This window comes from uncultured Methylobacterium sp. (assembly GCF_964242245.1).
Classification (GTDB): Bacteria; Pseudomonadota; Alphaproteobacteria; order Rhizobiales; family Beijerinckiaceae; genus Methylobacterium.
In genome coordinates this window covers 1-10,595 of record NZ_CAXTBY010000122.1, presented here as the reverse complement: position 1 = coordinate 10,595, position 10,595 = coordinate 1, and the positions used below count along the sequence as shown (strand labels likewise).

The window sequence follows — 10,595 nt, the reverse complement described above, 5'->3', positions numbered from 1 at the left end:
CGTCCCGGCGCCCGGCCATCTGGACGATCTCGCCGTGCAGGCGGTGCTCGGTCATCGTCCGCGCGTCCGCCCGGCCGAGCTTGGCCAGGAGGCTGCGAGCCTCGGCGTTGGTCAGGCAGGTGCCGACGATCGAGCAGTGCAGGGTGTCGGCCAGCTCCCAGATCCGGTCGCGCGGCTTCTCGGCGGGGTCCGTCTCGGGCGGCAGGAAGGCCGGGCGGCCGCCGCTCGCCGCGAGCGCCCGCAGCGCCGGTCCGTCGACAGGGGGGCTTCGGCTCACCAATGCCTCGTATGCGCTATATCCGTTCAGATATAGCCAATCTGACGGAAAGGCGTCGCCCTGGCTAGGGGCCGCCGATCACGGCAGCTTCGAAACCGTCAAACCACGCTGGTGCCCGGGACGAGGTGGGCCAGGAACGGGGCGGCGGCGGCGGTCGCCGCGCGCTCGATCGCCCGGTACTGCGCCACCACCTCGATGCCGAAGGGGGAGAGCCGCGCGCCGCCCCCGCTCCTGCCGCCGATCTGCGCCTCGACCACGGGCCGGCCGAAGCCGGTGTTGATTGCCTCCACCAGCATCCAGGCCCGACGGTAGGACATGCCGAGCGCCCGGCCCGCTCCCGAGATCGAACCGTGCTCGGCGATCATCTCCAGCAGACGCACCTTGCCCGGACCGAGGCGGTTGTCCGGTCCGAGGTCGATGCGGATGCTCAAAGTTGCCATCGGGTTTCCTCGTCGCGTGCGCCGCCCCGCCGGGCATGGCCGATCCTTACCGCAGATCGGCGGTCCATCGCGCCCTGGCCATCGATATGCCCGCTGGTATACAGCGACCGCGGCCGGCGTGGCATCCGCGGGCCGATCGATCGGAGGTTTTCGTGATCAAGCTCACCCGCGCCGTCCTCATCGCCGCCCTGCTCCTCGGAACGGCGGCCGAGGCCGCCGAGACCGCGACGGTGTTCGCGGCCGCCAGCCTGAAGAACGCGCTGGACAACGCCGGCGCGGCCTTCACCGCTCAGACCGGGATCGCGATCAAGGCGAGCTACGCGGCCTCCTCCGCGCTGGCGCGCCAGATCGAGTCGGGGGCACCGGCCGACCTGTTCGCCTCGGCCGACCTCGAATGGATGGACTACCTCGCCCAGAAGAAGCTCATCCGGCCCGAGACCCGCGTGAGCCTCCTGAGCAACCGCCTCGTCGTGGTGGCGCCCAAGGACGCCACGGAGACCGAGATCGCCTTCACCGCGGAGGGATTTGCCAGGATCCTGGGCGCGGACGGGCGGCTTGCCACCGGCGAGGTCAACTCCGTGCCGGTGGGCAAGTACGCCAAGACCGCGTTCGAGAAACTCGGCCTCTGGGGCACGATCCAGACGCGGCTCGCGCAGGCCGACAACGTGCGCGCGGCGCTCGCCCTGGTCTCCCGCGGCGAGGCGCCGCTCGGCGTGGTCTACGCGAGCGACGCCAAGTCCGATCCGGGCGTGAAGGTGGTGGGCGTGTTCCCGCAGGACAGCCACCCGCCGGTGGTGTACCCGTTCGCGGTCACGGCCGAGGCCAGGGGCGAGGGCGCCGCCCGCTTCCTCGACTTCCTCAAAGGAGCGGCGGCCAAGCCGTTCTTCGAGGCCCAGGGTTTTTCCGTGATCCCGGCCGGCAAGTGACGCCGGCATCCGGTCAGCAGTGAAGGCAGTTCGATGAAGATCTCCGCGCGCAACGTCATCAAGGGGCGTGTCGTCTCGGTCGAGAAGGGCGCGACCACCGCCCACGTCAAGATCGAGATCGCCGCCGGGCAGGTGGTCACCGCGGCGATCACCAACGAGGCCGTCGACAGCCTCAAGCTCGCGGTCGGAGCTGACGCCTACGCCGTGGTCAAGGCCTCGGACGTGATGATCGCCGTCGATTGACGATGCCGCGCCGCGCGCTCGCGATCGCCGCAGCCCTGGCGAGCCTCGCGCCCCCGTCCGCTAGGGCGCAGGACATTTCGGCCTGCGCCCGCTTCGCGTGGTCGGTGGAGCGCGAGCGGGCGGCGTTTGCCGGCGCGGATCTTCCGGTCCTCGCCTCGGGATCGGCGCTGCCCGCGACGGGGGCGAGCGTTCGTCTCAACCTGCAGCCGACGGCGGACCTCGCGCTGCCCTTCCCGTCGGACCGAAGCGCGAAGCCCGGAACCTTCGCCGGATTCATCACGGTCGCGACTCCGGTCGAGGCCGGCACCTACCACGTGACGGTCTCCGAGGACGCCTGGATCGACATCGGGCAGGATGGGACGACGGCGCTCAAGCCGACGTCCCTCAGCGCTCAGGCCGGGTGTCCCGAGGTCAGGAAGAGCGCGCGGTTCGCGCTCCGCGCCGCACCGGTGACGATCCAGATCAGCCGTGCGTCGGCGCGCAGCATCAAGGTCGGGTTCGTCAGATCCGAGTAGGTGCGCCCCCGAGCCGCCAGCCGGGAGGCATGACGGTCATCCGACCTTGTTCGACGGGATCTCGACCGTCCGCCGATGCCGGTTGTCGGCGGAGACTCCCGCGTCAAGGCTCGCCGATCGCCCCGAGTTCGTGGCGCTTGAGGATCGCCTGGCCCGTCTCGGAGACGAGGAACAGCGCGAGCCGCGTCGCGTCGGGACTGTCCGACATTAGCGCCATCCCGTAGGTCGCTGGCACCGCGAGCGCGGGCGGCAGCAGGATCAGGGCGAGCCCGGGCGCCTCCCGCATCGTGCCGCCCTGGCCGCTGCAATAGTACAGCAGCGCGTCGGCCCGGTCGGAGAGGAACACCGTGGCGCTCGGGCTGCGGCCGGCCACCGGCACCATGGCGCCCGGCGATCCGAGCAGCCTCTGCGCCTTGGCCTCCAGGATCGCGCCGGCGCCGGGATGCGCGGCCTCGGCCCTCGCGAACACGGCCTGCGCGTAGTCGCCGCCGGGATCGGCGCCGGGCGTCGAGGTGGCCAGCCGCAGGGTGGGCTCGAGCAGCCGGTCGAGGAGCGTGTCGGGGGTCAGCTTCAGGGTGTCGCGGGCCAGCACGCAGAGGCTGTTGCGGGCAAACGGCACGACGCCCTTGGCCTTGCCCAGCGCGACGAGGCGGCGGGGGCCGGCGAGATCGGCCGACAGGAACAGGTCCGCCGGCTCGCCCGCTTCGAGCCGGGCGCGCAGCAGCCCGGCGGGGCCGAAGACGGGGGCCGCGACCGCGCCCTCGGCGAGGCCGGAGGCCGCGATGATCGCCTTCATCGCCGCCACGAGGCTGCCGGCCGCGTAGATCCGCACCGGATCGGCGGAGGCCGCGAAGGGCGCGAGAGCGCAGGCGGCGACGAGCCCCAGGCTCAGGGCGGCGCCGCGCATCCTGCGGCGGAATGGGGGGTTCGAAACGGGCAACGGCACCTCCGGGTCGGATCGGCAACGCTGTATTCGCTTGAACATACCGCGAGGTCCGTCAAGGTCCCGGCCGGCGTTTCGTCCCGTGAGCGTCACGCCTCCGTCTCGAAATCCCCCGGCTGCGGCTTCGCGATCGGCGTGAACAGGGTGCGATCCGGCTTGAGGTCGAGGAGCGGGGTGCCGTCGAGGCAGTCGAGGCCGCGCACCGTGAGCACGGCGCCCGCGATCGAGACGAGGTGCGCGATCGACGTGCCGATCGGATTCGGCCGCACCGGCGAGCGGAGCGCGAAGGTTCCTCGGGTCAGTCCGTCATTGGCCGGGCTCTGGCGGACGAGATCGCGCCGCGCGGCGTCGAGCCAGTACAGCACCTCGATCCGGGGGTAGGCCGACAGCCCGTCCAGCGCCGCGACCCAGGGCTCGAACAGCTCGATCCGGCAGGCCGGGCCGTCCGCCCGCCCCTGCCGCGGGCAGGCGAGGCGGTCGGTCCACGGCGTGCGGATGCGGCCGATGTAGACCAGTCCCGCGTCCGTCGCGGCGGGCGGATCGACGGCGACCTCGCCCGCCCGGATCTCGTTGAGGCGCACCATGCTCGACCTTCCTCAGGACAGAACCGGGGTGCAGACCGAGCGCCCGTGCCCAGGAAGCGGCACCACCGCCACCGCGACGCCGTAGAGCCGCCGCAGGGTCTCCGGCGTGATCGTCGCCTCGGGCGGCCCGAGCGCGATCAGGCGACCGCCGTGCAGGAGCGCGACGCGGTCGGCGCAGAGGAAGGCGTGGCCGGGATCGTGGGTCGAGAGCACCACGGCGATACCGGTGGCCGAGAGACGGCGCACCTGCTCCAGGACGCGGGTCTGGTTGCCGAAATCGAGGCTCGCGGTCGGCTCGTCCATGATCAGGACCTGCGGCTCGCCGGCGAGCGCCCGGGCGATCAGCACCATCTGCCGCTCGCCGCCGCTGATCTCGGTGTAGATGCGCTCGGACAGATGCCCGATGCCGAGCGTCGCGAGCGCTCGGTCCGCAGCCGCCGCGTCGACACGGCCCGGGCCGGCGAAGGGCTTGAGCCGGGCGGCCCGGCCCATCAGCACCACCTCGCGCACGCTGAACGGGAAGAACGCCGCGTGCGCCTGCGGCACGTAGGCCATGGCGCGCGCGACTTTCGCACGCGACCACCGCGCAACGTCCGCGCCGTCGAGGCGGATGCGGCCCGCCTGCGGCGGCAGCAGGCCGAGGAGCGTCTTGAACAGGGTGGTCTTGCCGCCGCCGTTCGGCCCGAGCAGGCACAGCACCTCGCCGGCGTCCAAGGTGAAGGATACGTCCGCGCCGATGGTGCGCGCGCCGTGGCCGAAGGCGAGGTTCTCGACGGCGAGCCTCACGCCCAGCCCCGCCTGCCCGCGGCCAGCAGCCAGAGGAAGAACGGCGCCCCGACGAGCGCCGTGAGGATGCCGAGCGGCACCTCGATCGGCGCGATCGTGCGGGCGACGAGGTCGACCGCCGTGAGGTAGCCGGCCCCCAGTAGCGCCGAGGCCGGCAGCAGGCGGCGGAAGTCCGGGCCGACGAGCCCGCGCGCGACGTGGGGCACGATCAGGCCGATCCAGCCGATGACCCCCGTCACCGACACGGCCGCCGCCGTCACCAGGGTCGCGGCCGCGACGAAGAGCGGGCGCAGCCAGCGCGTCTCGACGCCCAGCGCCCGCGCCTCCTCCTCGCCGAGGCTCATCAGGTTCATGCGCCAGCGCAGGAGCACCAGCGGCAGGAGGCCGAGCCCGATCGCGGGCAGGATCGCGCCGACGTCACTGAGGGTGACGGCCGACAGGCTGCCGAGGAGCCAGTAGGTGATGGCGGGCAACTGGTTGTAGGGGTCGGCGAGCACCTTCAGCAACGAGATCGCCGAGCCGAGCACCGCGCCGACCGCGACGCCCGCGAGCACCAGCGTCAGCACCGGATCGTGGCGGCGGACGAGCGCGCCGACCGCGTAGACGACGGCGACCGCCCCGAGCCCTCCGGCGAACGCGAAGCCCTGGATCGCCAGGACCGGAAGCGACAGGAAGATCCCGAGCACGGCCCCGAGGCCCGCGCCGGCCGAGACCCCCAGGATGTCCGGCGAGACCAAGGGATTGCGGAACAGGCCCTGGTAGGTCGCGCCGGCCGCCGACAGCGCCGCCCCGACGACGAGGGCCGCCGCCACCCGCGGCAGCCGGACCTGGAGCACCACCGCCTGCGCCGCCGGATCGGCCTGGGCAGCGACCCCAACCAGTTTGCGTGCGAGGATCGCGAACACCTCGGCGACCGGCACCGGGAATTTTCCCGACGCCAGCGAGACGAGGACGAGGAGGGCGAGCGCCGCCACCGGGAGGAGCGTCCGCGAGAGCACCCACGCGCGGCGGCGGATCGTGCCGGGCGCGGCGGCTAGGGCCGGCGTCACCGGGCCGGCACCGCGCCGGCGAGCAGCGCCTCGACCTGCGCCGGATCGAGGTCGACGTGGTAGAAGCGCTTGTAGAAATCCCGCACGATCCCGGGCAGCGGTTCGGGAAACAGCGCCGGGTAGAGCAGGCCTGCGAGCCAGCGCACGCCGATCAGGCGGTTGACGCCGGGCGGCGCGTCGAACCACGCGAACGGCAGCGTCGGCGTGCGGTAGACCCGGCCCGCGCGCACCGCCGCGACCCCACCCCAGAGCGGATCGGCGGCGCTCGGGCGGAAGGCCGGGTCGAGGGTGACGATCACGTTCGGGTTCCAGGCCAGCACCTGCTCGGCCGAGACGTTCGACAGGCCGTTGCCGCCCGTGGCGACGTTGCGGGCGCCGGCGACGTCCAGGATCTCGGTGTTGATCGAGCCGGAGAACCCGGTCTCCAGGCCGCGGGGGCCGCGGGCGTAGTACACCCGCGGGCGCTCCGCCTCCGGCACCGCGGCGATGCGCGTGGCGACCTCCGCGACGACGGCGTCCGCCTCGGTCGCGAGCGACGCCGCCTCGGCCGCGCCAAGCAGCGCGCCGAGCTGCCGGTAGGTGTCGGCGGTCCTGGCGAACGCGCCGTCGAGCAGGATGTAGGGGATGCCGGTCTGCGCCTGGACGCGATCGGCGAGCGACGCGTAGGTAGGCCCCGTCGATCCGACATCGACGATCAGGTCGGGCTTCAGCGCCAGCACCGCCTCGACGTTGGCGGTGCCGCCGCGTCCGGTCAGCCGCCCGGTGGCCGGCAGCGCCCAGGTCGCGGGCGCGAGGTAGGGCCGCTCCTCGGGGGAGGGCGCCCGGACCCATCCCGCCATCCGGTCCGGCGCCAGGGTGTAGAGCAGCACGGCGGCCGGCGGCCCGGCGGCGATCACGCGGGCGACGCGGTCCGGCACCTCGACGGTGCGGCCGGCCGCATCGACGAAGGGACGCGCCGCGGCGGGGCTCATGCTCAGCACGAGCAGGGCCAGGGCGCGGGCGATCGTGCGACCGCGAAGATGACGGCGTGGCGGCATGCGGCGGGCGTTCTCTGTCCGGCTCGTGGTCCTGGGCCATCCTAGGCGCGGTCGACGCCGGGGGCCATGAGACCGATCGCGTGAGACCGATCGGCGAGCGGACCCGCTCCGATTCGCCGGGCGACAAGAGGAGGTCGGCGACGCCGACGCTCAGCTTGGGTCCTCGCTCCGCTTCGGGTCGGCCCCGAACACCCGGGCGAGGAGCGCCGCCGCCCCGGCATCCCGCGCGAACCCGCCGCGGAAGCCGTCCCGCCGCGCGGATTCGGCCGCCCGCAGCACCGCGTCGGGACCGGCGGCCTCGCTGGCCGCGACGAGGGCCGGCACGCCGGCGCTGGCGGCGGCGAGCACGACGAGGCCACGGGCCTGCGCGATCGGGGCGGGCCACGGCTCCGTCGGGTCGCGGGCTTCGAGCCCGAGGTCGCGGGCGAGGTCCGAGACCTCGCAGAACAGGGCGGCGAGGCGCGGGCTCGCGCCGGGCAGCGTGCCGATGCGGAGGAGGCCGCAGGCGGTGCCGAGGCCGGCGAGGATGCGGGTGGCGCCGTCGGGCAGCCCCGCCTCCGCCTCGTGGACCGCGAGGCGGCATCCGAGGCGGGCGAGGTCGGCGCCGTCCTCGACGCCCGGCAGGACGATGCCGTCGGGGGCGAGCGCCAGGGCCGCGTCGAGGTCGGGCGCGCCGGGCGCGACCCGGACGTAGAGGGCGGGCGCCGCGGGGCGCCGGCGCAGGGCGGCGAGCCAGGGCGGGGCGCGGGCCGGCGCGTGGGCGAGCACCAGTCCGTCGGCGCGGCCCAACGCGGGCTCGTCCGCGTCGGGGGAGGCGATCAGCAGGGCGCGCATGGCAGGGTCGGATCGGCCGTGAGGGTTCAAGCTTTGTTTACCATGAATGCGACAGGATCGATCTCCTGAGGCGCGCGGTGCGGCTCCCGCGCCCCGCGCGCCTCGAACCGTCAAGCGATGTTCCTGTTCACCACCCCCTCCAGCCCCCGCGAGACCGGCGCCGCCCCCGCGGCGCCGCGGGCCGCGACGCCGCAGGGGCCGGTGGTCGACGCGATCCGCGAGGGCGCGCAGAGCACGGGCGTCGGTTTCGACTACCTGCTCGCCACGGCGCAGCGCGAATCCGCCCTCGATCCGGCGGCCAGGGCCGGCACTTCCAGCGCCACCGGGCTGTTCCAGTTCATCGAGCAGACTTGGCTCGGGGTGATGAAGAGCGCCGGAGCGAAGCTCGGCCTGTCGGCCTACGCCGACGCCATCGTCGCGCGGCCCGACGGCACCTACACCGTCGCGGATGCCGACCAGCGCCAAGCGATCCTCGACCTCAGGCGCGACCCCAGGATCGCGGCGACCTTGGCCGGCGCGTTCACCCAGCGGAACGGCGAGGCGCTCGCCGCCGCGCTCGGGCGCGAGCCGACCGCGGGCGACCTCTACGCGGCCCACGTGCTGGGCGCGAAGGGCGCGGCGACGCTGATCGCGGCGGCGCGGACGAACCCGGACCGGGCCGCAGCCCTCGACATGCCGGAAGCCGCCGCCGCCAACCGCGGGCTGTTCTACGACCGCACCGGGCGGCCTCGCACCACGGCGGAGCTCTACGCCAGCCTGTCGGCGGTGGGCCAGGGCCGCACGGCGACCGACGTGACTGTGCTGGCGCAGGGCTCCGCCGCGACGCTGCCGGCCGCGGCCACCGCCTACGCCGCGGTCGGCGGCGACCTGCGCACCCTGTTCCAGACCGACCGGCGCCAGGGCGCGCTCTCCGAGGGCGTCGCCAAGCTCTGGCAGGGCCGCGCCGCGGACGTCGTCCGCCCGGCGCCGAGCTACTTCCCGCGCTCGGATTCGAGCCAGGACTCGACCGTTCCGGCGGGGGCCGTCGCGTCGGCCGAGCCCGCGGCGACCGGGGCGATCCCGGCCATGCCGGCGAGCGGCCCGGCGCTTGTCAACCCGCCGCTGCCGCCCCGCCGGCCGCCGGAGCTCGCCGCGCGCCCTGCCTCCAGCCCATCCTCCTTCGCGAACCGGAGCGGCCCATGATCATCCGCCAGTTCCTCGCCTCGACCCAGTCGAACTCGGCCGGGCACCGGGCGGAGGCCGCCGCGGCGCTCGCGCGAGCCTACCTCTACGGCAACCTCGCGCCGGACGCGGCCTGGGAGGCCAAGACCGCGATCCTGGCGCTCCTCGACGATCCGGCCCCCATCGTGCGGCGCGCCCTGGCCGAGGCCTGCGCGGGCTCGGCCCGCGCCCCGCGCCCCGTGGTGGTGGCGCTGGCCTGCGACCAGACCGAGGTGGCCTGCCTCGTGCTCGCGACCTCGCCCGTCCTGACCGACGCCGACCTCGTCGACGCCGCCGCGATGGGCTGCGACGCGGTCCGCGCCACGATCGCCGCCCGACACCACCTCTCGCACGCGGTGGCCGGGGCGCTCGCCGAGATCGGCGGGGTCGACACGCTCACTGTCCTCGCCCGCAACCCCACGGCCCGCATCACCACGGGGCGGATGCTGCGCATGGTCGAGCGCCACGGCGGCGAGGCCTCGCTGCGCGAGGCGCTGCTCGCGCGGGCCGACCTGCCGATCGAGGTGCGCCACGCGGTCGGCGCGCGGCTGGCGCGGACGCTCTCGGCCTTCGTCACGGAGTGCGGCTGGCTCTCGCCCGAGCGCTGCGACCGGATGCGCCGGGAAACGACTGAGCGCACGGTGCTCGACCTCTGCGACGGGGCGGGCGCCGCGGCGACGGCCCGCGTGGTCCGGCACCTGCGCGCCACCGGGCAGCTCAACGCCGGGCTGATCCTGCGGGCGATCCTCTCGGGCCAGATGGCGTTCGCCGAGACTGCGTTTTCCGACCTCACCGGACTCGACCACGCCCGCGTCGGCACGCTGATGCGCGAACCCCGCGGCATCGCCGACCTGCACCGCCGCGCCGGCCTCGCCGAGGCGCTGCTGCCGGCGGTGGTGGCCGCGCTCGGCGCGTGGCGCGAGGCCGCCGACGGCGCCAGCAGCCTGCGCGGGGCCGGCCTGTCGCGGCGGATGATCGAGCGGGCGATCACCGCCTGCGAGGACATGCCGTTCTCCGAGATGCAGGGCGTAATGGCGCTGCTGTCGCGCTACGAGGCGGAGGCCGCCCGCGACGAGGCCCGCACGGTCTCCCGCGCCATCGCCGAGGAAGCGCTGGCCCGCGAGGCCGCCCGCCGCGAGGCGCAGGCGACGGAGGCCCAGTGGCGCACGGCCCTGGCCGAGGCGGTCCATCCGCTTCCGTTCGAGGACAGGCGCGAGGCGCCCGAACCGGTGGCCCCCGACCCGCGCGACCGCATCGGCGCCGCGGCGACGCGCACCGACCCAGTCGGCACGATCCTCGACGCGCTGCCCGACGCGATCCTGGCGAGCTTTCGCGAGGAGCAGGAGCGGGTTCGGACGGCTGCGGTGGCGAGCGCCGCCGAGGCGGACTCTGCCGAGACCCGCGCTGTCACGGCGCAGGCCGCGGGCGACGGCGCCATCGATGCGGCCGCCGCGGCCGTGCTCGACACCCTGCCCGGCGCGCTCATCGCCCGCTACCGCGAGGCCCCCGCGCGGGAGCGCCTCGCCGCCTGATCGGCTCGCCGGGCGGTGCGCTCACCGGCCCGAACGATGCGGCGCGGTCCCTCGCCGGCCCTATCCGCGCATCGTCGCCACGGCGCGTTGCACACAGATCGCGCGCGTCGCGACGCGGCTCCCTCTCCCGAGCGGGAGAGGGTTGGGGTGAGGGATCAGGTCTCTCCGGATCGTTCTCATACGGTTTCCGGGTGATGAGCTCGGTTGCGTGCGCTCCCTCCCCCTTTAG

Annotated in this window: 12 protein-coding genes and 1 pseudogene; 5 read left to right on the top strand and 8 right to left on the bottom strand. The window is 74.6% G+C overall.

Annotation, left to right across the window (positions count from 1 at the left end; all coding sequences use genetic code 11):
- Together ACFE8Y_RS18515 and ACFE8Y_RS18510 are read right to left on the bottom strand one after the other, a co-directional pair.
- A pseudogene (locus ACFE8Y_RS18515) lies at positions 1-277 on the bottom strand (hypothetical protein); the annotation flags it as partial.
- 98 nt (positions 278-375) lie between these two features.
- A complete protein-coding gene (locus ACFE8Y_RS18510; RefSeq protein ID WP_375465848.1) occupies positions 376-717 on the bottom strand; it encodes a winged helix-turn-helix domain-containing protein in 342 nt (113 codons plus the stop codon).
- 152 nt (positions 718-869) lie between these two features.
- Here ACFE8Y_RS18510 and modA point away from each other — a divergent pair, with 152 nt between their 5' ends.
- From modA to ACFE8Y_RS18495, 3 genes are read left to right on the top strand one after another with little or no spacing between them, the layout of a single operon-like run.
- Positions 870-1,643 carry a molybdate ABC transporter substrate-binding protein gene (gene modA / locus ACFE8Y_RS18505; RefSeq protein WP_375465847.1) on the top strand — a complete coding sequence of 258 codons (774 nt, stop codon included), beginning with the start codon at positions 870-872 and terminating at the stop codon, positions 1,641-1,643.
- 33 nt (positions 1,644-1,676) lie between these two features.
- Positions 1,677-1,886, top strand: coding sequence for a molybdopterin-binding protein (locus ACFE8Y_RS18500; protein ID WP_375465846.1), 210 nt, complete (start codon positions 1,677-1,679; stop codon positions 1,884-1,886).
- A gap of 2 nt (positions 1,887-1,888) precedes the next feature.
- Positions 1,889-2,401: a hypothetical protein gene (locus ACFE8Y_RS18495; protein ID WP_375465845.1), complete on the top strand. Its 513-nt coding sequence runs from the start codon at positions 1,889-1,891 to the stop codon at positions 2,399-2,401.
- 103 nt (positions 2,402-2,504) lie between these two features.
- Here the strand turns inward: ACFE8Y_RS18495 and ACFE8Y_RS18490 are convergent, their stop codons facing one another.
- The 6 genes from ACFE8Y_RS18490 to ACFE8Y_RS18465 all read right to left on the bottom strand — a co-directional run bounded on the left by ACFE8Y_RS18490 (position 2,505) and on the right by ACFE8Y_RS18465 (position 7,634).
- Complete coding sequence (locus ACFE8Y_RS18490) at positions 2,505-3,341, bottom strand: substrate-binding domain-containing protein (RefSeq protein ID WP_375465844.1); 837 nt, start codon at positions 3,339-3,341, stop codon at positions 2,505-2,507.
- A 92-nt stretch (positions 3,342-3,433) separates the two neighbouring features.
- Positions 3,434-3,928, bottom strand: a complete 495-nt coding sequence (gene tsaA / locus ACFE8Y_RS18485; protein ID WP_375465843.1) for a tRNA (N6-threonylcarbamoyladenosine(37)-N6)-methyltransferase TrmO — start codon at positions 3,926-3,928, stop codon at positions 3,434-3,436.
- A gap of 12 nt (positions 3,929-3,940) precedes the next feature.
- Positions 3,941-4,714, bottom strand: coding sequence for an ABC transporter ATP-binding protein (locus ACFE8Y_RS18480; protein WP_375465842.1), 774 nt, complete (start codon positions 4,712-4,714; stop codon positions 3,941-3,943).
- Complete coding sequence (locus ACFE8Y_RS18475; protein WP_375465850.1) at positions 4,711-5,730, bottom strand: FecCD family ABC transporter permease; 1,020 nt, start codon at positions 5,728-5,730, stop codon at positions 4,711-4,713. Before ACFE8Y_RS18475 ends, ACFE8Y_RS18480 begins: the two co-directional genes overlap by 4 nt.
- A 29-nt stretch (positions 5,731-5,759) precedes the next feature.
- Complete coding sequence (locus ACFE8Y_RS18470) at positions 5,760-6,734, bottom strand: ABC transporter substrate-binding protein (RefSeq protein ID WP_375465849.1); 975 nt, start codon at positions 6,732-6,734, stop codon at positions 5,760-5,762.
- Between the two features lie 216 nt (positions 6,735-6,950).
- Entirely contained in the window at positions 6,951-7,634 is a 684-nt protein-coding gene (locus ACFE8Y_RS18465) for an aldolase/citrate lyase family protein (RefSeq protein ID WP_375465841.1), read from the bottom strand.
- A 117-nt stretch (positions 7,635-7,751) separates the two neighbouring features.
- Here ACFE8Y_RS18465 and ACFE8Y_RS18460 point away from each other — a divergent pair, with 117 nt between their 5' ends.
- Complete coding sequence (locus ACFE8Y_RS18460; protein WP_375465840.1) at positions 7,752-8,816, top strand: lytic transglycosylase domain-containing protein; 1,065 nt, start codon at positions 7,752-7,754, stop codon at positions 8,814-8,816.
- Positions 8,813-10,366 (top strand): DUF2336 domain-containing protein, encoded by a 1,554-nt coding sequence (locus ACFE8Y_RS18455; RefSeq protein ID WP_375465839.1) that lies wholly within the window; start codon positions 8,813-8,815, stop codon positions 10,364-10,366. Before ACFE8Y_RS18460 ends, ACFE8Y_RS18455 begins: the two co-directional genes overlap by 4 nt.
- The last annotated feature ends 229 nt before the right edge of the window (positions 10,367-10,595 follow it).

Excerpts from the sequence above, each read along its gene's own strand:
- tsaA (WP_375465843.1), bottom strand. The coding sequence starts at position 3,928 with ATGGTGCGCCTCAACGAGATCCGGGCGGGCGAGGTCGCCGTCGATCCG.
- ACFE8Y_RS18500 (WP_375465846.1), top strand. The coding sequence starts at position 1,677 with ATGAAGATCTCCGCGCGCAACGTCATCAAGGGGCGTGTCGTCTCGGTC.
- ACFE8Y_RS18460 (WP_375465840.1), top strand. The coding sequence starts at position 7,752 with ATGTTCCTGTTCACCACCCCCTCCAGCCCCCGCGAGACCGGCGCCGCC.
- ACFE8Y_RS18470 (WP_375465849.1), bottom strand. The coding sequence starts at position 6,734 with ATGAGCCCCGCCGCGGCGCGTCCCTTCGTCGATGCGGCCGGCCGCACC.
- ACFE8Y_RS18510 (WP_375465848.1), bottom strand. The coding sequence starts at position 717 with ATGGCAACTTTGAGCATCCGCATCGACCTCGGACCGGACAACCGCCTC.
- ACFE8Y_RS18455 (WP_375465839.1), top strand. The coding sequence starts at position 8,813 with ATGATCATCCGCCAGTTCCTCGCCTCGACCCAGTCGAACTCGGCCGGG.
- ACFE8Y_RS18495 (WP_375465845.1), top strand. The coding sequence starts at position 1,889 with ATGCCGCGCCGCGCGCTCGCGATCGCCGCAGCCCTGGCGAGCCTCGCG.
- ACFE8Y_RS18465 (WP_375465841.1), bottom strand. The coding sequence starts at position 7,634 with ATGCGCGCCCTGCTGATCGCCTCCCCCGACGCGGACGAGCCCGCGTTG.